22 protein-coding genes and 1 tRNA gene are annotated in these 24,180 nt (G+C 63.5%); 12 read left to right on the top strand and 11 right to left on the bottom strand.

The features are described 5' to 3' along the window. The first annotated feature begins 119 nt into the window (after nt 1–119). The 10 genes from ftsH (at nt 120) to phoR (ending at nt 11,939) form a co-directional block, all read left to right on the top strand. A complete protein-coding gene (gene ftsH / locus HV675_RS03340) occupies nt 120–2,012 on the top strand; it encodes an ATP-dependent zinc metalloprotease FtsH (protein ID WP_175109335.1) in 1,893 nt (630 codons plus the stop codon). 144 nt (nt 2,013–2,156) lie between these two features. Continuing rightward, complete coding sequence (folP, locus tag HV675_RS03335; RefSeq protein WP_246270079.1) at nt 2,157–3,041, top strand: dihydropteroate synthase; 885 nt, start codon at nt 2,157–2,159, stop codon at nt 3,039–3,041. A gap of 24 nt (nt 3,042–3,065) precedes the next feature. Next, complete coding sequence (glmM, locus tag HV675_RS03330; protein ID WP_175109333.1) at nt 3,066–4,424, top strand: phosphoglucosamine mutase; 1,359 nt, start codon at nt 3,066–3,068, stop codon at nt 4,422–4,424. A gap of 431 nt (nt 4,425–4,855) precedes the next feature. Then, nucleotides 4,856–5,893 (top strand): phosphate ABC transporter substrate-binding protein PstS, encoded by a 1,038-nt coding sequence (gene pstS, locus HV675_RS03325; protein ID WP_175109332.1) that lies wholly within the window; start codon nt 4,856–4,858, stop codon nt 5,891–5,893. Nucleotides 5,894–6,198: 305 nt separating this feature from the next. Continuing rightward, complete coding sequence (pstC, locus tag HV675_RS03320; RefSeq protein WP_175109331.1) at nt 6,199–7,188, top strand: phosphate ABC transporter permease PstC; 990 nt, start codon at nt 6,199–6,201, stop codon at nt 7,186–7,188. Next, nucleotides 7,185–8,078 carry a phosphate ABC transporter permease PstA gene (gene pstA / locus HV675_RS03315; protein WP_175109330.1) on the top strand — a complete coding sequence of 298 codons (894 nt, stop codon included), beginning with the start codon at nt 7,185–7,187 and terminating at the stop codon, nt 8,076–8,078. Before pstC ends, pstA begins: the two co-directional genes overlap by 4 nt. Nucleotides 8,079–8,093: 15 nt before the next feature. Then, nucleotides 8,094–8,942 carry a phosphate ABC transporter ATP-binding protein PstB gene (gene pstB, locus HV675_RS03310; RefSeq protein WP_175109329.1) on the top strand — a complete coding sequence of 283 codons (849 nt, stop codon included), beginning with the start codon at nt 8,094–8,096 and terminating at the stop codon, nt 8,940–8,942. 38 nt (nt 8,943–8,980) lie between these two features. After that, nucleotides 8,981–9,685: a phosphate signaling complex protein PhoU gene (phoU, locus tag HV675_RS03305; RefSeq protein WP_175109328.1), complete on the top strand. Its 705-nt coding sequence runs from the start codon at nt 8,981–8,983 to the stop codon at nt 9,683–9,685. A gap of 92 nt (nt 9,686–9,777) precedes the next feature. Further along, entirely contained in the window at nt 9,778–10,479 is a 702-nt protein-coding gene (gene phoB / locus HV675_RS03300; RefSeq protein WP_175109327.1) for a phosphate regulon transcriptional regulator PhoB, read from the top strand. Between the two features lie 146 nt (nt 10,480–10,625). Beyond that, nucleotides 10,626–11,939 carry a phosphate regulon sensor histidine kinase PhoR gene (phoR, locus tag HV675_RS03295; RefSeq protein ID WP_175109326.1) on the top strand — a complete coding sequence of 438 codons (1,314 nt, stop codon included), beginning with the start codon at nt 10,626–10,628 and terminating at the stop codon, nt 11,937–11,939. Between the two features lie 144 nt (nt 11,940–12,083). Here the strand turns inward: phoR and ppk1 are convergent, their stop codons facing one another. Next, nucleotides 12,084–14,147, bottom strand: a complete 2,064-nt coding sequence (ppk1, locus tag HV675_RS03290; protein ID WP_175109325.1) for a polyphosphate kinase 1 — start codon at nt 14,145–14,147, stop codon at nt 12,084–12,086. Between the two features lie 226 nt (nt 14,148–14,373). Here ppk1 and ppx point away from each other — a divergent pair, with 226 nt between their 5' ends. Further along, nucleotides 14,374–15,954 carry an exopolyphosphatase gene (ppx, locus tag HV675_RS03285; protein WP_377700517.1) on the top strand — a complete coding sequence of 527 codons (1,581 nt, stop codon included), beginning with the start codon at nt 14,374–14,376 and terminating at the stop codon, nt 15,952–15,954. Between the two features lie 249 nt (nt 15,955–16,203). Here ppx and HV675_RS03280 read toward each other — a convergent pair whose 3' ends face one another. The 5 genes from HV675_RS03280 to HV675_RS03260 all read right to left on the bottom strand — a co-directional run bounded on the left by HV675_RS03280 (nt 16,204) and on the right by HV675_RS03260 (nt 18,982). After that, nucleotides 16,204–17,022, bottom strand: a complete 819-nt coding sequence (locus HV675_RS03280) for a GNAT family N-acetyltransferase (RefSeq protein ID WP_175109323.1) — start codon at nt 17,020–17,022, stop codon at nt 16,204–16,206. A 138-nt stretch (nt 17,023–17,160) separates the two neighbouring features. Next, a complete protein-coding gene (locus HV675_RS03275) occupies nt 17,161–17,634 on the bottom strand; it encodes a SixA phosphatase family protein (RefSeq protein WP_175109322.1) in 474 nt (157 codons plus the stop codon). 270 nt (nt 17,635–17,904) lie between these two features. Continuing rightward, a tRNA-Pro gene (locus HV675_RS03270) sits at nt 17,905–17,981 on the bottom strand. Nucleotides 17,982–18,089: 108 nt separating this feature from the next. Next, nucleotides 18,090–18,248: a DUF3309 family protein gene (locus HV675_RS03265; protein ID WP_175109321.1), complete on the bottom strand. Its 159-nt coding sequence runs from the start codon at nt 18,246–18,248 to the stop codon at nt 18,090–18,092. A gap of 560 nt (nt 18,249–18,808) precedes the next feature. Beyond that, nucleotides 18,809–18,982: a hypothetical protein gene (locus tag HV675_RS03260; RefSeq protein ID WP_175109320.1), complete on the bottom strand. Its 174-nt coding sequence runs from the start codon at nt 18,980–18,982 to the stop codon at nt 18,809–18,811. Between the two features lie 173 nt (nt 18,983–19,155). Between HV675_RS03260 and HV675_RS03255 the strand changes: the two genes are divergently transcribed. Beyond that, on the top strand, nt 19,156–19,326 hold the full coding sequence (locus tag HV675_RS03255; RefSeq protein ID WP_175109319.1) for a hypothetical protein: 171 nt from the start codon (nt 19,156–19,158) through the stop codon (nt 19,324–19,326). A 50-nt stretch (nt 19,327–19,376) separates the two neighbouring features. Here HV675_RS03255 and HV675_RS03250 read toward each other — a convergent pair whose 3' ends face one another. The 5 genes from HV675_RS03250 to HV675_RS03230 all read right to left on the bottom strand — a co-directional run bounded on the left by HV675_RS03250 (nt 19,377) and on the right by HV675_RS03230 (nt 24,081). After that, the gene (locus HV675_RS03250) at nt 19,377–20,741 is read right to left on the bottom strand and encodes an MATE family efflux transporter (RefSeq protein ID WP_175109227.1); all 1,365 of its coding nucleotides are present in this window, start codon (nt 20,739–20,741) and stop codon (nt 19,377–19,379) included. A 23-nt stretch (nt 20,742–20,764) separates the two neighbouring features. Further along, the gene (locus HV675_RS03245; protein ID WP_175109318.1) at nt 20,765–21,085 is read right to left on the bottom strand and encodes a DUF2288 domain-containing protein; all 321 of its coding nucleotides are present in this window, start codon (nt 21,083–21,085) and stop codon (nt 20,765–20,767) included. Between the two features lie 632 nt (nt 21,086–21,717). Next, nucleotides 21,718–22,041, bottom strand: a complete 324-nt coding sequence (locus HV675_RS03240) for a hypothetical protein (protein ID WP_175109317.1) — start codon at nt 22,039–22,041, stop codon at nt 21,718–21,720. Nucleotides 22,042–22,245: 204 nt separating this feature from the next. Then, complete coding sequence (locus HV675_RS03235) at nt 22,246–22,950, bottom strand: peptidoglycan DD-metalloendopeptidase family protein (RefSeq protein ID WP_175109316.1); 705 nt, start codon at nt 22,948–22,950, stop codon at nt 22,246–22,248. A 222-nt stretch (nt 22,951–23,172) separates the two neighbouring features. Further along, a complete protein-coding gene (locus HV675_RS03230) occupies nt 23,173–24,081 on the bottom strand; it encodes an aldose epimerase family protein (protein WP_175109315.1) in 909 nt (302 codons plus the stop codon). Nucleotides 24,082–24,180: the final 99 nt, after the last annotated feature.

The following is a 24,180-nucleotide window of genomic DNA, read 5'->3' as shown; positions in this document are numbered from 1 at the left end:
GGTTCGCTATATTTACGGTAGCGAATGCTTATGGCAGGGGTCTGCGGTCTGGATTAGAATGCCTGAGTGGTGCCGCAAGGCAAATGTAGGCGCTTGTCAATGAGTGAAGGAGTGGTGCTTTGAACAACAACATGTTTTCGAAGGCAGCAGTGTGGCTGGTTATCGCACTGGTGCTGTTTACGGTGTTCAAGCAGTTCGACAAGCCCCGTGTCCAGGAAGGCGTTTCCTATTCGCAGTTCATGGACGATGCGAAAAGCGGCAAGGTTAAAAGCGTCATTGTTCAGGGCCGCAATCTGACGGTCACCCCGGCGGATGGTCAGAAATACCAGATCGTGTCGCCGGGCGACATCTGGATGGTCGGCGACCTGATGAAGTACGGCGTTCAGGTCAGCGGCAAGGCCGATGACGAACCGAATGCGCTTGTTTCCGCGTTGTACTATCTCGGCCCGACGATCCTGATCATCGGCTTCTGGTTCTACATGATGAGGCAGATGCAGGGGGGCGGCAAAGGCGGGGCCTTTTCGTTCGGGAAATCCCGGGCGCGCCTGATCGACGAGAACAACAACGCCATCAATTTCTCCGATGTCGCCGGCTGCGACGAAGCGAAAGAGGAAGTCTCCGAACTGGTCGACTTCCTGCGCGATCCGCAAAAATTCCAGAAACTCGGCGGGCGAATTCCGCGCGGCGTGCTGCTGGTCGGCCCACCGGGAACCGGTAAGACGCTGCTCGCGCGTGCCATTGCGGGCGAGGCGAAAGTGCCGTTCTTCAGCATTTCGGGTTCGGACTTCGTCGAAATGTTCGTGGGCGTCGGTGCCGCGCGTGTGCGCGACATGTTCGAACAGGCGAAGAAGCACGCGCCTTGCATCGTGTTTATCGACGAAATCGATGCGGTCGGCCGCCATCGCGGTGCCGGCATGGGCGGCGGCAACGACGAACGCGAGCAGACGCTGAACCAGATGCTCGTCGAAATGGACGGCTTCGAGGCGAACTCGGGTGTGATCGTAATCGCCGCGACGAACCGCTCCGACGTGCTCGACAAGGCGTTGCTGCGCCCGGGCCGTTTCGACCGTCAGGTGTACGTCGGTCTGCCGGACATCCGTGGCCGCGAGCACATCATGAAGGTGCACCTGCGGAAGGTGCCGATTGCGAACGACGTCGATGCAGCGGTGATCGCACGCGGTACGCCGGGCTTTTCGGGCGCCGATCTCGCGAACCTCGTGAACGAAGCGGCGCTTTTTGCCGCACGCCGCGGCAAACGCATCGTCGAGATGCAGGACTTTGAAGACGCGAAGGACAAAATCTTCATGGGTCCGGAGCGCAAGTCGGCGGTGATCCGCGAGGACGCGAAACGCGCGACCGCATATCACGAGTCGGGCCATGCGGTGATTGCGAAGCTGCTGCCGAAGGCTGATCCGGTGCACAAGGTCACGATTATTCCGCGCGGCCGTGCGCTGGGTGTCACGTGGCAATTGCCGGAACACGACAACGAAACGTACTCGAAGGACTATCTGCTCGACCGTCTTGCCATTCTGTTCGGCGGTCGCGTGGCCGAAGAGCTGTTTCTGAACCTGATCAGCACCGGCGCATCGGACGATTTCAACAAGGCGACGGCGACGGCCCGTGCGATGGTCGCGCGCTTCGGCATGACCGACGCGCTCGGGCCGATGGTCTACGTCGACGACGAAAACGATGCGTCGCCGTTTGGCCGCGGGTTCACGCGTACGATTTCGGAAGCGACGCAGCAGAAGGTCGACGCTGAGATTCGCCATGTGCTGGACGAGCAGTACAACCTCGCGAAGCGCCTTCTCAGCGAAAACCGCGATAAAGTCGAAGCGATGACCGCCGCACTGATGGAGTGGGAGACGATCGACGCCGATCAGATCAACGACATCATGGCAGGCCGTCCGCCGCGCTCACCGAAGAGCACGCCGTCGCCAAGCGACGCGCCGACGGGCGGCGGCAGCAGCGCGGGTCCCGAAGTCAAGCCGGGTAGCGCGACGGCACCGGCCTGATCGAGGCCGTCTCAACACGCGGGCCGGTGTGATTCACACCGGCCCGTTTTTTGTTTTCGACGTGCTCATTCGGGTCTGGCAGACTGCTATTGTCCAGCCATGTCTGTCCAGCCGGTCTATCCAACTTCAAGCATCTGTCGCTTCGTGTCCACTCACGCATCTTCCCAAGGTCGCCCCGAGCCGTTGCAATGCGGTCGCTTTACGCTGTCATTCGAGCGTCCGCTGGTGATGGGCATACTCAACGTGACACCCGACTCGTTCTCGGACGGCGGCAACTTTGTCGCGCGCGGCGATGCGCTGCGTCAGGCGGAAAGGATGCTGCTCGACGGCGCAGACCTGATCGATATCGGCGGCGAGTCCACCCGGCCGGGCGCGCTGCCGGTCGCGACCGATGAAGAACTGGCGCGTGTGATTCCGCTCGTCGAGCAACTGCGCGACGCGAACGTGCCGCTGTCGGTCGATACGTACAAGCCGGAGGTGATGCGCGCCGCGCTTGCCGCCGGCGCCGATATGATCAACGACATCTGGGGTTTCCGGATGCCCGGTGCGATCGATGCGGTGCGCGGCAGCGACTGCGGCTTGTGTGTGATGCATATGCTCGGCGAGCCGCGCACGATGCAGGCTAGTGAGCCGGTCTATCAGGACGTTGTCGAGGACGTGCGCGCGTTCCTTGCCGAACGCACGGAAGCGTTGTTACAAGCGGGTATTGCGCGTTCGCGCGTAAGCGTGGATCCCGGCTTTGGCTTCGGCAAGACGGTCAAGCACAATTACACGCTGCTCGCGCATCTGGCCGACACGGCGCCGCGCGGCGAGCCGCCGCTGCCGATCCTTGCCGGCCTGTCGCGCAAGTCGATACTCAGTGCGGTGACAGGCCGCGGCGCGCCGGGCGAGCGGCTTGCGGCCAGCATCGCGGCAGCGGTTTGCGCGGCTGCGCACGGCGCGTCGATCATTCGGGTGCACGACGTCGCGCAAACGGTGGACGCATTAAAGATATGGTCGGCGACGTGCGCCGCGGCGCACCGCAGCTGACCCCACAAGGAGGAAAATTCAGCCATGACACGGCGCTATTTCGGCACAGATGGTATTCGCGGCAAGGTCGGCGACGCACCGATCACGCCTGATTTCGTTTTGCGGCTCGGCTACGCGGCCGGCAAGGTGCTGGCCGGCGCGGACCGCTGGGCGAAAAGCGGTACGCGCCCGACGGTTCTGATCGGCAAGGACACGCGCGTATCGGGCTATATGCTCGAGGCCGCGCTGGAGTCGGGTTTCTCGGCGGCGGGCGTCGACGTGATGCTCGCGGGTCCGATGCCGACGCCCGGCGTCGCGTATCTGACGCGCGCGCTGCGGCTTGCGGCGGGCGTGGTGATCAGCGCATCGCATAACCCGTACTACGACAACGGCATCAAGTTCTTTTCCGCGGACGGCAACAAGCTGCCCGACGAAGTCGAGGCGCAGATCGAACAGCACCTCGAGCTGCCGCTCGCATGCGCACCGTCGGAGCAACTCGGCAAGGCAAAGCGCCTTGACGACGCCGCTGGCCGCTACATCGAGTTCTGCAAGAGCACGTTCCCGGCGAGTTACGATCTGCACGGCATGAAGCTGGTGGTCGACTGCGCGCATGGCGCCGCGTACGACGTCGCACCGCACGTGTTCCACGAGCTCGGCGCCGACGTCGTGCCGATCGGCGTGGCGCCGAACGGCTTCAACATCAACGACGGCGTCGGCGCGACCGCGCCGGACGCGCTGATGCGCGCGGTGCGGGCCAACAACGCCGATCTCGGCATCGCGCTCGACGGCGACGCGGACCGTCTGCAAGTCGTCGATTCGACCGGCCGGCTTTTCAACGGCGACGAACTGCTGTATGTGCTCGTCCAGGACCGCATGGCGACCGCAGGCAAGGTCGAAGGAGCGGTCGGCACCCTGATGACCAATATGGCCGTCGAAGTCGCGCTGCAGCGTGCTGGCGTCAAGTTCGTGCGCGCGGCGGTCGGCGACCGTTACGTGCTCGAGCAACTGCGCGAGCACGGCTGGCAGCTGGGCGCCGAGGGCTCGGGGCACATCCTGTCGCTCGACCGTCATTCGACCGGTGACGGCATCGTGTCGGCGCTGCTGGTGCTGGCCGCGATGCAGCGCAGCGGCAAGTCGCTCGCGCAGTTGCTGGATGGCGTGACGCTGTTCCCGCAAAAGCTGATCAATGTGCGGATGCGGCCGGGCGCCGACTGGAAGGCGAGCGATGCGATCCGGCGCGCGGTCAGCGCCGCGGAGGGCGCACTCGACGGCAGCGGCCGCGTGTTGATCCGGGCGTCGGGCACCGAGCCCGTGCTGCGGGTGATGGTCGAGGCCGCGCGCGAACAGGACGCGCTGGAGCACGCGGAAGCGATCGCCGACGTCGTCCGGCAGGCCACGGCCTAAGCCGGTCCGGCGTAAAGCCGTCAGCGCGCCAGGTCCGGGCCGGGCGCGCTGACATAACTCGCTCCTCGGGTTGCTCCCTGAATTGTTCCCTGGTTTGTTTCTCGAGTCCCCAGTTTCGTCAGATAAATTTTGCACGGTGGCTGCGCTTGCCGGCCGCCACCGTCGCCTGATTTTTCGACCCCATTTCGCCCCCCGGCTGGCGCCGAAGCGTCCTGAAAGCCGCATGAAATCGAACTTTCACGCATCAGGCGTCGATTGCTCAGTTCAATTGCATACTCGATGCGTACGGACTGACCCGCAAGTCCCTTGCTCAATCCTTTCGCAAACGTAAAGGAATTGACACGTGACCTTCACGAAGAGTCACATTACTGTCACACGGAGACCCTATTCTTCGCGGTGTCGTGTCATCCGCTCACACCACTGGAGGTCTCATGAAATTGATGCAAACCGCGTTCGCTGGCCTGGCTGGCGCGCTCTTCGCGATCGCAGCGCAAGCCGCCACAGATATTACCGGCGCGGGCAGCACCTTTGCGGCACCGATTTACACGAAATGGGCAGATGCCTATCAGAAGAACGGCGGCGGCAAGGTGAACTACCAGGGCATCGGTTCGTCGGGCGGGATCAAGCAGATCATCGCCAAGACGGTGGATTTTGCCGGTTCGGACGCTCCGCTGAAGGATGAGGATCTCGCCAAGGACGGTCTGTTCCAGTTCCCGACTGTGGTCGGTGGCGTGGTGCCCGTCGTCAATATCCCGGGCGTGAAGGCAGGTGAGATCGTGCTGTCGGGCGAAGTGCTCGGCGACATCTATCTGGGCAAGATCAAGAAGTGGAACGACCCGGCGATCGCCGCGCTGAACCCGAAGGTGAAGCTGCCGGATACGGACGTCGCCGTGGTGCGCCGTGCGGATGGTTCGGGCACGAGCTTCATCTGGACGAACTACCTGTCGAAGGTCAATGGCGAGTGGAAGTCGAAGATCGGCGAAGGCACGACGGTCAACTGGCCGACGGGTACGGGCGGCAAGGGTAACGACGGCGTCGCGGCATTCGTGCAGCGTCTGCCGGGTGCGATCGGCTACGTCGAGTGGGCGTACGCGAAGCAGAACCATATGATCTACACGGCGATGAAGAACGAGTCGGGTGCGGTGGTCGAGCCGAAGACGGAAAGCTTCAAGGCAGCCGCGGCGGGCGCTGACTGGTCGAAGACGTTCTACCAGATCCTCACGAACGAGCCGGGCAAGGATGCATGGCCGGTCGTCGGCGCGACGTTCGTGCTGCTGCACACGACGCAGGACAAGCCGGCTGAAGGCGCGGAAACGCTGAAGTTCTTCGACTGGGCGTTCAAGAATGGCGGCCAGGCCGCGTCGGATCTGGATTACATCTCGCTGCCGCCGTCGGTGGTCGAGACGATCAAGTCGCAGTGGAAGACGAAGGTGAAGGACGCTTCGGGCAAGTCGCTCGCAGCCGAGTAAGTCACGCTGAAGTGAAGTAAGCTGGATCGGTCGGCGATCGGTCCAGCTGACCCCGACGCCGCGAGATCAAACTCGCGGCGTGCTGCGTCATCATGGGGCGCGGCAACGGGCAGCCCGCCGTACCCGCGCGCAGTATCGCCGTACGGGCAGGCCCAAGGGGCCGGTAATGAGGCTCGAATTCAAGGGCTCGAAGTTAAAGGCTTGAAATCAGGGGCTCGAAGCACGGGCTCGCAGTCAGTCACCCGCAGTACACGCTGTCCGGCATCCTGCCGCGCGGCATCCGGAAACAGTTTCAACAGGCTCCCATGTCCGACATTCCAATCGTGTCGAACCCGCCAGGCAGCGCAGCGCAGCAGAAAGCGCCCAGTCGTGCCGGTGACGTTATCTTCGGCGGCCTCGCGCGGCTCGCCGCCATCATTACCTTATTGTTGCTCGGTGGCATTATTGTGTCGCTGATCATCGCGTCGCTGCCCACCATCGAGAAGTTCGGCCTGAGCTTCCTGTGGACGGCCGACTGGGATCCACCTTCAGAGCAGTTCGGCGCGCTGGTGCCCATCTACGGCACGATCGCGACGTCGATCATCGCGCTGATCATCGCCGTGCCGGTCAGCTTCGGCATCGCACTGTTCCTCACTGAATTGTCCCCCGCGTGGCTGCGCCGGCCGCTCGGCATCGCGATCGAACTGCTCGCCGCGATTCCGTCGATCGTCTACGGCATGTGGGGTCTGCTCGTGTTTGCGCCGATCTTCGCCGCGTGGTTCGAAAAGCCGCTCGGCACGCTGCTCTCCGGCGTGCCGATCGTCGGTGCGCTGTTCCAGGGCGCGCCGATCGGCATCGGCATCCTGTGCGCGGGCGTGATTCTCGCGATCATGATCATTCCGTACATCGCCTCGGTGATGCGCGACGTGTTCGAAGTGACGCCGGTACTGCTGAAGGAATCCGCGTACGGCATCGGCTGCACGACGTGGGAAGTGATGTGGAAGATCGTGCTGCCGTTCACGAAGAACGGCGTGATCGGCGGCGTGATGCTCGGTCTTGGCCGCGCGCTCGGCGAGACGATGGCCGTCACGTTCGTGATCGGCAATACGAACCTGCTCGACAACGTGTCGCTGTTCTCGCCGGGCAACAGCATCACGTCGGCGCTCGCCAACGAGTTCGCGGAAGCGAGCCCCGGCTTGCATACCGCGGCGCTGATGGAACTCGGTCTGATCCTGTTCGTGATCACGTTCATCGTGCTGGCCATTTCAAAACTGATGCTGCTGCGTCTCGAGAAAGGGGAGGGCACGAAGCGATGAGCCAGCCTCTGAACATGCCGGGCATGGCCGATGCGGTCACGCTCGAAAAAACCCGCAACCGGCTGCAAAAGCGCCGCCGGATGACCAACGCGATCGCGCTGACGTTGTCGCTCGCGGCGATGGCGTTCGGCCTGCTGTGGCTGATCTGGATCCTGTACACGACGCTGCGCCTCGGCGTCGGCGGACTGTCGATCGAGTTGTTCACGCAGTCGACGCCGCCGCCGAACAGCGACGGCGGCGGTCTCGCGAACGCGATCGTCGGCAGCCTGATGCTGGTCGGGCTCGCGACCGTGATCGGCACGCCGATCGGCATCATGGCGGGCGTCTATCTCGCTGAATACGGCCAGAAAGGTCCGCTTGCGAGCGTCACGCGCTTTATCAACGACATCCTGCTGTCGGCGCCGTCGATCGTAGTCGGCCTCTTCGTGTATGCGCTCTTCGTCGCGAAGATGGGGCACTTCAGCGGCTGGTCCGGCGTCGTCGCGCTCGGGCTGCTGGAAATTCCGATCGTGATCCGCACGACCGAAAACATGCTGAAGCTCGTGCCGAACGCACTGCGCGAAGCCGCGTTCGCACTCGGCACGCCGAAGTGGAAGATGGTGCTGTCGATCACGCTGAAGGCGTCGCTCGCGGGTATCGTGACCGGCGTGCTGCTCGCGGTCGCGCGGATCGCCGGCGAAACCGCGCCGCTGCTTTTCACCGCGTTGTCGAACCAGTTCTTCACGTGGGATATGAACCAGCCGATGGCGAACCTGCCCGTCACGATCTTCAAGTTCGCGATGAGTCCGTTTGCGCAATGGCAGTCGCTCGCATGGGCAGGCGTATTCCTGATTACGCTCGGTGTGCTGGGATTGAACATCCTCGCGCGTACGATCTTCTCGAACAAGTAAGGGCGGAGCGATCCGATGAACATGGCAGAAAGTCACCTGAACCCCGTCGAACGCCCGGCCGCGCCGGCCGGTTTCGATCCCGCCCAGAACGGCCGCGCGCAAGCGCCTTCGCGGCCGAAGATCGAAGTCAACAATCTGAACTTCTTCTACGGCAAGTATCACGCGCTGAAGAACATCAACCTGCATATTCCCGAAGGCAAGGTGACCGCGTTCATCGGTCCGTCGGGCTGCGGCAAGTCCACGCTGCTGCGCACGTTCAACAAGATGTACGCGCTCTATCCGGAGCAGCGCGCCGAAGGCGAAATCCTGATGGACGGCGAAAACCTGCTGACGACCAAGCGCGACATCTCGCTCTTGCGCGCGCGCATCGGCATGGTGTTCCAGAAGCCGACGCCGTTCCCGATGTCGATTTACGACAACATCGCGTTCGGCGTGAAGATGTTCGAGACGCTCACGCGCTCGGAAATGGACGACCGTGTCGAATGGGCGTTGACCAAGGCGGCGCTGTGGAACGAAGTGAAGGACAAGCTGGGCCAAAGCGGCTATGGCCTGTCGGGCGGCCAGCAGCAGCGCCTGTGCATTGCGCGCGGCATTGCGATCCGTCCGGAAGTGCTGCTGCTCGACGAGCCGTGTTCGGCGCTCGACCCGATTTCGACGGGCCGCATCGAAGAGCTGATCGCTGAGTTGAAGAGCGACTACACGGTAGTGATCGTGACGCACAACATGCAGCAGGCCGCACGCTGTTCAGACTACACTGCCTATATGTACCTGGGCGAACTGATCGAGTTCGGCGATACCGAAAAGATCTTTATCAAGCCGGTGCGTAAGGAAACCGAAGACTACATCACCGGTCGTTTCGGTTGAGTGATGGCAACGAGGCAGCTAGCGTAAGGGAGTACGACATGTCCGATAAACACCTGTCCAGCCAGTTCGACGCCGATCTGAACCTGCTTTCATCGAAGGTGCTCGAAATGGGCGGCCTCGTCGAAGCGCAGATCGTCGACGCGATGAACGCGCTCAACAACTTCGATCTCGAGATCGCCGAAAAGGTGATCACGGCCGAAGACCGTCTGAACGCGATGGAAGTCGAAATCGACGAAGAGTGCAGCAACATCATCGCGCGCCGCCAGCCGGCCGCGCGCGATCTGCGTCTGCTGCTCGCGATCTCGAAGACCATCACCAATCTCGAGCGCGCCGGCGACGAAGCGGAAAAAATCGCGAAACGCACGAAGCGCCTGATGGAAGACGGCGCATCGCGCACCATCAATATCGCCGAGATCAAGCTGTCCGGCGAAATGGCGGTGTCGATCCTGCGCCGCGCACTCGATGCGTTTGCGCGTCTCGATACGGTCGCGGCCGCACAGATCGTGCGCGACGACAAGGCGATCGACGAGGAATTTCGCGCATTCGTGCGCAAGCTGATCTCGTACATGACGGAAGATCCGCGTTCGATCTCGGTGGGTCTCGACTTCCTGTTCATCGCGAAAGCGATCGAACGGATCGGCGACCACGCGAAGAACATCGCGGAGTTCATCATTTACATCGTGAAGGGCACGGACGTACGGCACAAGTCGCGCGACGCGCTCGAGCGAGAGGCGCTCAGCTGACACGCTTAGCCAAACGTGCGTGATCGACGTGCTTAGCGAGTGTGTCAATTGAGACCCCTGATCGATTTCTGTTAAGAGCTCACGAGGCACCGATGCCCAGCAGTATTCTTATCATCGAAGACGAACCCGCGATTTCCGAACTGATTTCGGTCAATCTTCAACATGCAGGACACTGCCCGATCCGCGCCTACAATGCGGAACAGGCGCAAAACCTGATTAGCGACGTGCTGCCCGACCTCGTCCTGCTCGACTGGATGCTGCCGGGCAAGTCGGGTATTGCGTTCGCACGCGACCTGCGCAATAACGAGCGCACGAGGCATATTCCGATCATCATGCTGACCGCGCGCGGCGACGAGCAGGACAAGGTGCTCGGCCTGGAAATCGGTGCGGACGACTATGTGACCAAGCCGTTCTCGCCGAAGGAACTGATGGCGCGCATCAAGGCGGTGTTGCGCCGCCGCGCGCCGCAGCTGACCGAAGATGTGGTCGCGATCAACGGCCTGAAGCTCGATCCGTCGACGCACCGGGTCGCCGCGCACGCGCAAGGCAGCGAGATCAAGCTCGATCTCGGTCCGACCGAATTCCGTCTGCTGCACTTCTTCATGACGCATCCGGAACGGGTGCACAGCCGCACGCAGCTGCTCGACCAGGTGTGGGGCGATCACGTGTTCGTCGAGGAACGAACCGTCGACGTGCATATCAAGCGTCTGCGCGCGGCACTCAAACCGGCCGGCTGCGATGCTATGATCGAGACAGTCCGCGGCAGCGGTTACCGGCTTGCGAAGAGCGCTTGACCGCGCTTCAGGGCACGCAACAGAGAGCCTCTAAAAAGGCCCACCCCCACGAGCGCGACACGCTGTCCGCGCGCATCTCGCAAGCACCAACAGGCGCAGACAGGCGGGGGCGTCCCGCTCGTGGTTACTTCTTCGATCGCTGGAACATGAACACCATCTGGGCGCGCTCCCTCGTTTCGCTCGTGTTGCTCGCTGTTCTGGGCGTGGTGGTCGGGGTGCTCGCCGGCGTCAAGGCGGCGCTGCTTCTCGTGATCGCCGTGCTGCTCGTGCACGGCATCTTCAGCACATTTCACAAACAGCAGCTGTGGCGTCTGCTCGACGCGCCGGTGTATGGCGAGGTGCCGAGCGCGCCTGGCATCTGGGGCGAAATCTATTACCGGCTGCACAAGCTCGCGAAGCGCTGGCATGCGCAGGTGCGCCAGGTCGAGCAGCAGCATTCGCGCTTCATTCAGGCTATTCAGGCATCGCCGAACGGCGTCGCGATGCTCGACGATCACGACCAGATCGAATGGTGCAATGCGATTTCCGAGCAGCACTTCGGGCTCGATGCGAAACGCGATTTGCGTCAGCACATCACGCACCTCGTCCGTCAGCCCGATTTCGTCCGCTATCTGAACTCGCACCATTACGAAGAAATGCTGATCATGCGCGGCATGGGCGAGCGGCGGCAGAACGTGCTGTCGGTGCAGGTGTTCCCATATGGCGACAATCGGAAGCTCGTGCTGTCGCAGGACATCACCGAGCTCGAACGGACGGACTCGATGCGGCGCGATTTCGTCGCGAACGTATCGCACGAGCTGAAGACGCCGCTCACCGTGCTATCCGGCTTTCTCGAGACGATGCGCGAGTTGCCGCTGAACGACGCCGAGCGTGCACGTTATCTGGAGTTGATGGAGCAGCAGGCCTCGCGCATGCAGCATATCGTGCGCGACCTGCTTGTGCTCGCGACGCTTGAAGGCAGCAGCAAGCCGCCCAGCGAGCAGATGGTCGACATGCGCGCGGTGCTGCGGCATCTGAGGGACGACGCGGAGACGCTTTCGAGCGGCCGTCACCGTATCACGTTCGATCTCGATGAAGGCCTGACGGTGACCGGCGTCGAGACCGAGATTCTCAGTGCACTTGGTAATCTCGTGACGAACGCGATCCGCTATACGCCGGATGGCGGATCGATTCACGTGAGCTGGCACACGCAAGGCGCCCAGGCGACGTTCACGGTAATGGATAGCGGTCTGGGCATTCCGGCCGCCGATATTCCGCGCTTGACCGAACGCTTCTATCGCGTCGATCGCAGCCGTTCGCGCGACACCGGCGGCACGGGCCTCGGGCTCGCGATCGTCAAGCACGTGCTGCAACGGCACGACGCGCAACTCGAAGTGAAGAGCGAAGAAGGGCGCGGCAGCACGTTTGTGGCGCGGTTTCCCGCGTTTCGGACCGCGCGGCGTCAACCGGCGCCGGTTTGAGCCCGGGTCCCGCCCGCGATTCTTCGATGAAAAAAGCCCGCTGTGGTTCGACACACGCGGGCTTTGTTCTTGCACCGACAAGCACAGGCGCAAGTTCAAGCTCAAGCGCGGTTGAATAAACAACCGCGCCGGCAACCCATCACATCACGAACAGAACTTTGTCAGCAGACTCATCTGCGCGTTGCGCGACGACTTGCCCGGCCGGCGCCGGCGATAGTGGCCGTCGCTTTGCATCAGCCACGCGGACTGGTTATCGCCGAGGAAAGCGGACAATCCCTCTGCAATCACGCGCCGCTTCAGACGCCGGTCCCTGATCGGGAACGCGACTTCGACGCGGCGGAAGAAATTGCGGTCCATCCAGTCGGCACTCGACAGATACACCTGCTCGTTGCCGTCATCGTGGAAGTAGAAGATGCGGTGGTGCTCAAGGAAGCGTCCGACGATCGAGCGCACCGTAATGTTTTCGGAGAGCCCGGGCACACCGGGTTGCAGTGCGCAGACGCCACGCACGATCAGATCGATCTTTACCCCCGCTTGCGACGCTTCATAGAGCTCGGTGATCACGGTCGGTTCGAGCAGCGCGTTCATCTTCGCGACAATGCGCGCGCGCTTGCCGGCACGCGCATGTTCGGCTTCGGCGCGAATCGCGTCGACCAGACGCGGGTGCAGCGTGAACGGAGACTGCCACAGCTCGTGCAACGAGAGTTCGCCACCGATGCCGGTCAGCTGCTGGAACACGTGATGCACGTCTTCGCAGATCTGCTGGTCGGCGGTCATCAGGCCGAAGTCGCTGTAAAGACGCGCGGTGCGCGGATGGTAGTTGCCGGTGCCCAGATGCACGTAGCGTTTCAACATCGACTTGCCGGCTTCGGACACGCGCCGCACGATCAGCATCATCTTCGCGTGGCACTTGTGGCCGACCACGCCGTACACGACGTGCGCGCCGACCGCTTCGAGCTGCGCGGCCCAGTTGATGTTGGTTTCCTCGTCGAAGCGCGCGAGCAGTTCGACGACCACGGTCACTTCCTTGCCGTTGCGCGCGGCCTGCATCAGCGCGTCCATCAGCGGCGAATCCGTGCCGGTGCGATAGATGGTCTGCTTGATCGCGACGACGTTCGGGTCCTTCGCCGCCTGCAGCAGCAGTTCGAGCACCGGCTGGAAGCTTTCGTACGGGTGATGCAGCAGCACGTCGCCCTGATCGATCACGTCGAACAGATTCGGGCTCGTCGCGACTTGCGCGGGCGTAGCCGGAATATGCGGGACGAATTTGAGGTCCGGCCGGTCGACCATCTCGGGCAGTTGCATCAGCCGCACCAGATTCACCGGGCCATCGACGCGATAGCAGTCTTTCGCCGACAGGCTGCTTTCGTCGAGCAGGCGCTGCACCAGATGCGCGGGCGTATCGGCCGACACCTCGAGCCGTACCGCGTTGCCGAGATGGCGCGCGGGCAATTCGCCCTGCAGCGCGACCCGCAGATTGGTGATTTCGTCTTCGTCGACGAACAGCTCGCTATTGCGCGTGATGCGAAACTGATTACAGCTGCGCACCATGAGGTTCGGGAACAGCTCGTTGACGAAGTGCTGCATCAGCGAGCTCAGCAGCACGAACCCGTGCGGATAGCCGGACAGTTCCTGCGGCATGCGCACGAGCCGTGGCAGCGCGCGCGGCGCCTGCACGATGCCCATCACCGCCTGGCGGCCGAACGCATCCTTCCCTTCGAGCTCGACGACGAAGTTCAGGCTCTTGTTCAGCACACGCGGAAAAGGGTGCGCGGGATCGAGGCCGATCGGCGTGAGCACCGGCAGCAGTTCGTCGAAGAAGTAGTTGCGTGCCCACGCGGTCTGCTCTTCGCTCCATGCTTCGGTGCCGTGAAAATAAATGCCTTCGTCTTCGAGCGCGGGCAGCACCGTTTCATGCAACATCGCATACTGACGGTGCACGAGCCTTTGCGCGCGTTCGGCAACGAGGTCATACACGTGCTGCAGCGACATGCCGTCGGGCGACAGCGCGCCCGGGTTGTCGCGCATCTGTTCCTGCAATCCGGCCATGCGGATTTCAAAGAACTCGTCGAGATTGCTGCTGGTGATGCAGATGAAGCGCAGACGTTCGAGCAGCGGTACGGCGGGATCGGAGGCTTGCGCGAGCACGCGCTCGTTGAAACCCAGAATGCCCAGCTCGCGATTCAGAAGAGGGTAGCGGATGGACATCGGCAGCGGCGATGATGCGCAATAGGATTCGAAAGGACGCTCGGAAATTCTCACAGATTGATGGTATTTTTGTGACATTCACATTTGCCACGAATTTTATCGCGTAATTGGCCAATTCGTGACCCACGTGTCGCAAATATGACGCAAGGTATACGTGAACATATACCGGGTGCGTCCATGCAGGTTACACGACCGAGGTGACATCGTGGGTTCCAGTATGCTTAAAATGGCGCCTTTGAACAGGGCGAGCGCTGGCCAGAGCGTCTTGTCCGCGCGCACGGAGTCCTCACAATCGATGGCCAATAATCCGCCATTGCTCGCCTCGGTCGATCTCGGCTCGAACAGTTTTCGTCTTATCGTGGGGCGCGTCGAGGAAACCGACGCGGGCAGCCAGATCTACCAGGTCGATGCGTTGCGCGAACCGGTGCGGCTTGCCGCCGGGCTGTCGCGCGACAAGATGCTCGACCGCGCGTCGCAGGTGCGCGGTTGGGACGCGCTGCGGCGCTTTGGCGAACGGTTGCGCGATTTTCATCCGGACCATGTGCGGGCCGTCGCAACCAATACGCTACGGGTAGCGAAAAATGCGCCCGAATTTCTCGCCGAGGCGGAAGCGGCGCTCGGGTTTCCGATTGAAGTGATCGCGGGCCGCGAGGAAGCGCGGCTGATTTATGCGGGTGCCGCGCACTCGGTGCCGGCGAGCGCGGGCAAGCGGCTGGTAGTCGATATCGGCGGCGGCTCGACGGAATTCATCATCGGCTCGCACTACACGCCGATCAAGATGGAAAGCCTCTACATCGGCTGCGTGAGCCACAGCCGCACGTTTTTTCCGGCCGGCAATGTCGACGAGTACACGATGCGCCAGGCTGAGCTCGCCGCGTCGCGTGAAATCCAGATACTCTCCGCAGACTATAAAAAGACCGGTTGGGAACAGGCGATCGGGTCATCGGGCACTGCGCGCGCGCTGGCGGAACTGGTCGAAGCGAACGGCTTCAACGATGCGGGCATCACGCACGGCATTTCGCGCGGCGGCCTCGAGCGGTTGAAACGCGCGCTGATCAAGGCGGAAAACGTGAACCGGCTGAAGCTGATCGCGCTGAAGCCCGATCGCATTCCCGTGCTGGCCGGCGGCCTGTCGATCATGCTGGCGGTGTTCGAAGAACTCGATGTCCAGTATGTGGACACCACCGACGGCGCGCTGCGCCTCGGTGTGCTGTACGACCTGCTCGGCCGTTCGCAGCATCAGGACATGCGCACGATCACGGTCGAAGGATTCATGCGGCGCTACGGCATCGATCGCGCGCAGGCCGGGCGCATCGGCGAACTCGCGGTGCGCTTCTACGATCAGCTCGACGAGCCGGACGCGGAACGCCGTGAGGAGAACCGGATGTTCCTCGGCTGGGCGGCTGCGCTCCATGAAATCGGGCTGTCGATCTCGCATAGCGCGTATCACAAGCATTCCGCGTATATCGCGAGCAATGCGGACATGCCGGGTTTTTCGCGCACCGACCAGGCGCGCGTCGCGGCGCTCGTGCTGGGCCACGCGGGCAAGCTCGGCAAGCTGGCGCAGACGCGCGACGTCGAATGGCCGCTGCTGTTCTGCCTGCGCCTTGCCGCGCTGCTGTGCCGGCGGCGCGCCGACGTCGGGCTGCCGGAGATCAACGTCGGTCAGGCGAACGGCGGGTACGAGGTGCGTTTGCCGAACGCGTGGGTCGCGAACAATCCGCTGACCGATTACAGCCTGAGCCAGGAAGCGGCGGAGTGGGAGAAGATCCGCACACCGTATCGGGTGGTCTATACGGATGACTAACTGATTGCGCGTGATCGTGCGTGATTGTGCGGGCGTCGCCGCGGTACGTATCGCAGGCCACGTAGTGCGACTCCGCTCGATGAGCGGCACGACAAACAGAACAGCCCGGCAAAAGTGATTCTGCCGGGCTGTTCTGTTTGTGACCGATGCCCGATCGACCGAAGCGAGGCACGCAACCTACTACGCAACCTGAGCGGCGTCAGCGCCACGTGTCGCGAATATGCGACACGTGGCGCGCATCGGCATCGATCAGCGCGGCAGCGCGTCGCCGAGGAAGTGGCGCGCGTAGCGTTCGTTGATTTCCGACAGGCGGAACAGCGTCAGGAAATCGGCGGCGTTGAAGTCCGGATCCCATGCGGGCGCACCGCAGATCTTCGCACCGAGACGCAGATAACCCTTGATCAGCGGCGGCGGCGCGACCTTCGCGCCGGTCTGCAGATCGTCGAACGGCAGCGGCGTATGCGGGAAGGCGCGGTATTCGGGCGCCGTGAGTTCGCTGTCGCGCAGCGACTGGTACAGGTTCGCCGCGTAGTGGCCACCGTCGGCCATCGACACGCTCGCGCAACCGAGCATCGTTTCGTAACCGTTGTGCTGCATATACGAGCCGAGGCCGGCCCACAGCGACATGATCACCGAGCCGCTGCGGTAGTCGGCGTGCACGCACGAGCGGCCCACTTCCACCAGCTTCGAGCGCAGGTGCGTGAGGCGCGACAGGTCGAACTCGCCTTCCGCATAGAGACGGCCGATACGCGCCGCCTGGTGCGGCGGCAGCACGCGATACGTGCCGACCACCTGCAGCGTGTCGAGATCGCGCACGATCAGATGATCGCAATACGCGTCGAACGCGTCGACGTCGAGGCCGGCGGGGCCCGTCAGGTGAGCGCCCATTTCGTCGGCGAACACGCGGTAACGCAGATGCTGCGCTTCGCGGAGTTCCTCGTCGGAGCGCACCCACGTCACTTGCAGGCGGTGTTGCGGGGTGACCGTTTCCTCGGCGCGTGGGAGACGGCGGCGCGGCTGAAGCGGGATCGAAGCGAAGGGCAGAGTAGGCGTCGGCAGTTCTCGCATTGTGGCGTTCCTGGTGGCAAAGGTGAGGATTCCGCTTTGTCGCCAATGTAGTAACGGTCAGTGACGTTTACGTGGCGTTGCCATGACGATTCGATGACTTCGCGTAAGGTGGACGCGCTCCTGTTCGTAGGGTTCTGCTCAGATCAGATCGGGGCTGATGGCGGCTTTCAGCACCGCTTCGCGCAGTGCCGGGTCGCTGTCCGCGCTGCGCGCGCGGCTCTCGATCCACCAGATGCCGCCTTTCCTGATCGACCAGCTATCGCCGCTTTTCGCAATCAGCCGGGCGGCGACGTGGCCGAGCGTCGGCTGATGTCCGACCACGACCACGGTCGGCGCGATACCGTCCGGCCAGCCGGCCGCGCCAAGCACGTCGGACGCGCTCGCGTCCGGCGCGATCTCGCGCACGACGCGGTACTGGTCGGTCAGCGCTTCGACGGTTTGCACGGTGCGCGCCGCCGGGCTGACGAGGATCGTCACATGGTCGTCGAGGCGGGCGCGCAGCCACTTCGCGCCGGCCTGCGCCTGCTTGCGGCCGCGTGAGGTGAGCTGGCGGGCAAGATCGCTCGATGCGGTATCTTCGGCTTCGGCGTGACGCCAGAGAATCAGGTTCATCGCATGTCTCCGTGAGCTTCGACCAACTGGTCGACAGCCAATGTCGCATGCGAGATGCCCGGCGGCAAGCGTGCCGGAGGCGGGAGGGCGCCTCGACCGGACACAAGCCGGAAGGCCGGAGTGCGGCAGGAGACGGAAGATACGGAACGTGAATGCGCGACGACGAGTATCTGCGTGCAACTGCGTGAAAAACCGCGGCGCCAGAAAAGAAAATGGGTTTAGCTCGCGCTAAACCCATTGATTCCGTCCTACTGATTCTATTGATTCCGTTGGTCGGAGCGAAAGGATTCGAACCTTCGACCCTCTGATCCCAAATCAGATGCGCTACCAGGCTGCGCTACGCTCCGACGAGCCAAACATTGTACCTGGCTTTCGCTCCGACAGTCAATCTCGCGTGGGGTTTGCATCGTACGCACGCAACCGCGCACGCGGCGAGGCTACGTGCGCAACACGCGCTATATGGTCCCCATCAGCAACAGCACGATCACGACGATCAATACGACACCGACGATACCGGTCGGTTGGTAACCCCAGCCGCGGCTGTACGGCCAGGCGGGGACGGCGCCAATCAGCAACAGGATCAGCACGATCAGCAGAATGGTTCCGAGGGTCATGTTGTCTCTCCGTTATGTGGCCTACGGCCGGCCCACGAGATGCTGCGACGGATCGCCGGATGGCGCGGGCGCAGGCAGATCCTGCGTCCGCGTATGGGCGGTCAGACATCGTTGGGACAACGTGGTGGTGGGCGATCTGCCGCGCTGTCCCATGACAATGCCCTTTCAGCAAGGCATGTGCCTGATGAGGCGTGAGGGCAGGTGGGACGCGAAGGGCGCGATGCGCGTGCATGACGCGCCGCATCAAGAATCGCAGGGCATACGCGGGGCAGTCACGCACCCGGCACACGCGTATCGGACGAATGCACAGCGGACGAATGCACGACGAACGCTCAGCGGACAAACGCACAGCGTGTGGAGTCCACTACCGACGCCAGGGCAACGCCAGGCTCGGCGCGTGCAAACACGTTTAGCCGCGTTCCGCGCGCAATCGCGAGCGGAACGCGGCAAACGCGTGAGAAGCTTGCAGCAGAAATAGCAGATGCTCAAAAGCGGCTCGACAACCGCTCGAGACACAGCCGCTCAAACCACAACCGCTCAAGCCACAACCGCAGCAACGCTCAATGCTTGCGTCGCATCCACTGACGCATAGGGTGCGCGGCTAACCAGTGATGCACCATGCCTTCCCCGTCGTGCTCGCGCCGGTAGCTTCTCGATTCGAAAATCGACAGCGCAACCAGCACCAGCAAGCCCACTCCAAGACCCATCAAGCCGGCGATTGTTTCGGCATCCATGGCAGCCTCCCAGGACATCGTGGCCATCTCTACATAGTAGGTCACCGCCCGGCACACGACCAGCCAGGCGCCGGGCGCGCCGGGTTTCGGTGTGCGCAGCAGGTCATCGCGCGTGGCGCTTTGCGGGTAGACTCTAAAGCCCCACACGTTTCCAAACGGATTTCCGCCTATTTATGACGCGCACTTTCCTGCTTGCCTTGACGCTCTCAGCCCTCGCGGGCTGTGCCGATGACACGACCTTGCATCATCGGACGCCGCCGCAAGATCCGCCGGACTATCACGGCGTGCCCACCGATACCCGGCCGCCGCAAATCATCGACGCACCGGATGCGGCGGCGCAATAGGCGGCAAGACCTCGCGCATCGCTTGCGACGCACCGAACCGCGCGCAGCGTTCAGGCCGGCTCCGGCCGGATGCTGTGCGCAATGCGCGGGACAAAGCGCGCGAGCGTGACACCGCGCGCGCCCATGAAGATCAGCAGCGCCGCCCACAAGCCGTGGTTGCCGCCGGCCCCGGCGAGCGCCCATGACGCGGCGACGAACACCGCGAGCGACATCACCATCGACACCATCAGTTCGCGCGTACGCGTCGCCCCGATAAAGACGCCGTCGAGCAGAAAGCCCCACACTGAAATCACCGGCGATAACGCGGCCCAGCCGAGGTAAGTTCGCGCCGCTTCGCGCACCGCCGGCTGGTCGGTCAACTGCGCGATGATCCACCCGCCCGCGGTCCAATAGAGAAGCGAGAACGCGAGCGCGCCGAGCGCGGACCATAGCAGCGTGACCTGCACCGCGCGGCGCAACGCATGACGGTCGCGCGCACCGAGCGCCGCGCCGACCAGTGCTTCGGCCGCATGCGCGAAGCCGTCGAGCCCGTACGCCATGAAGGTCTGAAAGTTCAGCAGCAGCGCATTCGCGGCGAGCGTCGCATCGCCCTGTCGCGCGCCCAGATGGGTGAACCATGCGAACGACGCCAGCAGGCACAGCGTCCGCACGAAGATGTCGCGATTGAGCACGACGAGCCGCTTGAGCGCCGCGCCATCGAACAACACGCGGCGCGTCAGCGCAGGCAAACCGCGCGAGTGCAAACCCCATAGCAGGAATGCGCCGAACACGAAGCCAAGCGCATCGGCGCTCGCAGTGGCCGCGCCGATGCCGGCAACGCCCCAATCGAAGCGGTACACATAGAGCAGCACGGCCACGATATTCACCGCATTGATGAACACCTGCGCGACGAGCGCAACGCGCACGCGTTGCGTACCGAGCAGCCAGCCGAGCACGACATAGTTCGCCAGCGCGAACGGCGCGGCCCAGATGCGCGCATGGCAATACGCGCGCGCATGCTGCTGGACTTCCGCGCTGCCGCCGAGCAAGCGGATCGCGTATTCGATCAGCGGGGTCTGCACCGCCAGCACCGCGGCGCCGATCGCAAACGCGAGCAGCAACGCACGCGCGATGTTGTTGCGCACGCCCGCGTGGTCGCCCGCGCCGAACGCCTGCGCGACAAGACCGGTCGTGCCCATGCGCAGAAAGCCGAAGCCCCAGAACACGAAGTTGAAGACAAGGCCGCCGAGCGCGACGCCGCCGAGATACGACGCACTCGCCAGATGTCCGGCGACGGCGGTGTCGACTGCGCCGAGAATGGGCTGCGTCAGATTGGCGAGGACGATTGGAAACGCAAGGGCGAGCACGCGTCGATGCCAGCGCACCGGCAATGCCGGCGCAGTGGCGGACGGTGCGTCGTGTGACGTGTCGTTCACCTGAACACTGCGGGGAGCCACGGTCAGCCGCGTTCCTGCACGCAAACCCACGGCGATACGACGACCGCCCACAGGTCCGGGTCGCGCGCGGCGAAATCGGCGGCGGTGTCGGACTGCACGCGTTCGACCAGCCCGGACGACAGCCATTGGCTGACCTGTCCGGTGTCGTCGTTCGCGATCGCCTCGGCGACGCTCACGAGATCGAGATCGCGCGCGACGCGCAACAGCATGCCGCGCGCAAAAAAGCGCTCGAGCTCGGCCCAGCCGATTTTGGCGGTTTCGCCAAGCAGCTTGGCATAAAGCGGACTGTGCGAAGCACCTTGCGGGGTATCGGGGGAAGTCATCGGATGGCGTGCGCGGGACGCGCGGGATGGAAACAGGCGGGCGTTACTATAAACCATCGCGGCCACACGAATCGTCGCATCATTTCCCGCGGCGATCCGATGCGCATCGAGTGCCCGGCGCAAACAAAAGCAACGAAAGGGTGCGCTTGCGCACCAACCAGCCGGATGTCGTTTTGATGACGGTCGTGGCGGGTAAGGCCGGCCCGCGCCGCTCGCCTCGAACAGCCAACGCGCGCAGCGTCCAGATGAAGACGCCCATTCCATGCGGGTCTTGAAGCAATCGGCATTCCGACGATCAAACCGGTGGCGATGCGAAGTGCGTTAATTCGGGTTCCAAAACGAGCGCAGGCCGCTTTTACTTGAGATCGATCCGTGCGCCGACTCACACTATTTGATCAATTAATCGATTGCACGGTCATAGGGGCGTTGCTAGATTTCGTTTCGGCGCATGGTAAACCGGTCCTTTGCCGATATGCGCCGAACCCCCGTTAGCCCGGCCTCGTGCCGGGCCTTTTTTTGGTTGCGCGCGCATGTATATTTTCAGAAAGCGGGCGTTTTTCGGGGGTTTTGGCGTGCTTGCTTGACAGCAAGCGCGCACGCAAACGCAAACGTAAACGCAAACAGCGCGCCGCTTACTGCTTGCAGCGAATCACCATCGAACGATTTTTGACGTTCGCGCCCAAGATGCCGCCGAGCGAGCCGCCCGACGTCGCGCCGTTGTCGACGTCCTTCGAGATCACGTCGTAACCATATGCGCCGCATGCCTCGCCCGCGCGCTGATAGCACTCGCCCCAGTTCGAGCTCGCGTCGCTGCCGCTGCAGTTGATCGCGAAACCGGTTTCGCCGTTCGGCAGATACGTCATCGTCGTCGAGCTTGCGCAGCCGGCGAGCGCCGCCGCGGCCGAGATCGAAAGGCATGCCGCCATCGTGCGTGCCGCCGCCCATACGGTTTTCATTCCACGTTCCTCAATATCATTCAATGTTCGTGCGGCGCGCTGCGGGCACGCCGGGTGTGCGTTCCTGTCTGTTCAATGGAGCCGTCCGTGCCGCTCAGGTTCCCGGCGCGCGCAAACCGCACAAAAACGGGCGCGAAAACCGGCACGAAACAGCGCCGGTGCGCGAACGTTTGCGCGGCTTGCCGAGCAATGCCCGTCAACCGTTCAGCGCGGCGGTAGCGAGCGCGACGGATCGATCGAGCGGCCGTCGTAACGCAGTTCGAAATGCAGCATCACGCGGTCGTTGTCGGAGTCGCCCATCTCGGCGATCTTCTGCCCTTGCTGCACCGTCTGGCCTTCCTTCACGAGCAGCGCGCGGTTGTGCGCGTAAGCGGTCAGATAGTCGGCGTTGTGCTTGATGATCAGCAGATTGCCGTACCCGCGCAGACCGTTGCCCGCATACACGACGGTGCCCGCCGCGGCCGCCACGACCGGCGTACCCGCGGAATCGGCAATGTCGATACCCTTCGAGTTCTTGCCGTCGAAGCGGTGAATCACGGTGCCGGCCGCAGGCCATACCAGCGAGATCGGCGGCGCATTCGCCGGGGCGGCCGGCGCCGTCTCGGCCGGCGTCGCACGCGGTTCGACGGCGGCCCCGCTGCGCGCGCGCGTACTGCCGGTGGACGCGGTCGCCGTGCCGGCCGGCGGCGCGACGCGCAGCACCTGGCCCACTTCGATCGAATCCGGATTCGACAGATTGTTCCAGCGCACGATGTTCTGCACCGGCTGCCGGTTATCGCGCGCGATTTTCGACAGCGTGTCGCCCCGTTCGACGCGGTAAAACCCCGGCCCCACCGGTGCCGAGCCACATGCGGCCAGCACTGCGACCAGCGATACGCAGGCGAGCCGTCTCATTCTTGTTGTCAACATGGGTCCTCGCAAAACCGCCGCCGCGCCGGGCTGCCGGGTCATCGGGCAGAAACACGCGACAGAAAACAAAACGCCAGATTCTAACGGTTTTGCGATGCAGCACAGAAAAATGGCGCAGCGCGCCTGCGGCTCGCGCGCCGCATCGGCGCTTCAGGCCTCGCCACCGGAACGGACGCGGCCTGTGCGCCGCGTGCGACGCAGGCTGCGTGTGCGTGGAGCGGATCAGGGCAACGCGCCGACCGCGATGCGCAGCGCGGCCGTTTGCGCTTCGCCCGGCTCGAGCCAGCGCAAGCCTTCCTCGTTGTGGATCGCATCGGGTAGGCCCAGCCATGGTTCGATGCAATAGAAGTCCGATTCCGGCTTCTCGGTCCACGAGGTGACCGCGAACCACGGCACCGAGCCCGGCCGCTGCAGGTCGATCGTGATGCTGCGGTTCAGGCCCAGTTGGACGAGCCGCACCGGATGCGCAGATGCGCCCTTCAGGCAATGGAAGCAGTCTTGAATGCGCGTCTCGTCGAGCCGGTAGCTCGGTTCGCCGGGCTCGGCCGCGGCCAGCGTGCCGTCCGGCAACTGATAGCGGCGCTCGGTGCACGGCAGCTCGAGCACCGTTTCGGCGCGCTGCGTGTGCGGCAGCGCGAAATAGAAATGATGGCCGGCGTAATACGGCAGCGGGTCGCGGCCGGTGTTCGAGGTGGTCAGCTCGACGTCGAGCGTGTGCGTGTCGACGAGCCGGTAGGTCGCTTCGAAGCGAAAACCGAACGGGTAGCCGGTGCGCGTGGCTTCGCTGTCGACGAGCGTCATGCGCACGCTTGCGCGCGCCTCGTCGAGCGCCGCCTCGAACGGCAGGTCGCGCGCGAAGCCGTGCATCGGCAGCGCGCGCACCGTGCCTTGCCGGTCGCGCCACGCACCGATCTTGCCGTCGACGAAATGGCGGCCGAGAAACGGAAACAGCAGCGGGTTGCCGCCGCGGATTTTCGCGGGCTGGCTCCAGTCGGCGTGTTCGGGCCAGAAAATGACGGGCGATCCGTCGATGTCCCACGACAGCAGACGGCCACCGGCTTGCGGAGCGAAACGCAGCAGCGATGTGCCGTGTGCGATCTCGAGAATGTCCTGTTGCTGGAATTGAGGCATGGTCGGTGCGATGCAAAGCGGTTGATTGAGCGTCAAGCGTAGCGCAGTGCGCGGCAGCGCGTGCGAGTCACGCGCCACGGGCCTGCTGCGGCCCGCCGC

Origin of the sequence: Paraburkholderia solisilvae (assembly GCF_902859875.1) — a bacterium.
GTDB classification, from domain to species: domain Bacteria; phylum Pseudomonadota; class Gammaproteobacteria; order Burkholderiales; family Burkholderiaceae; genus Paraburkholderia; species Paraburkholderia solisilvae.
This window is presented reverse-complemented; position numbering and strand designations above follow the sequence as displayed.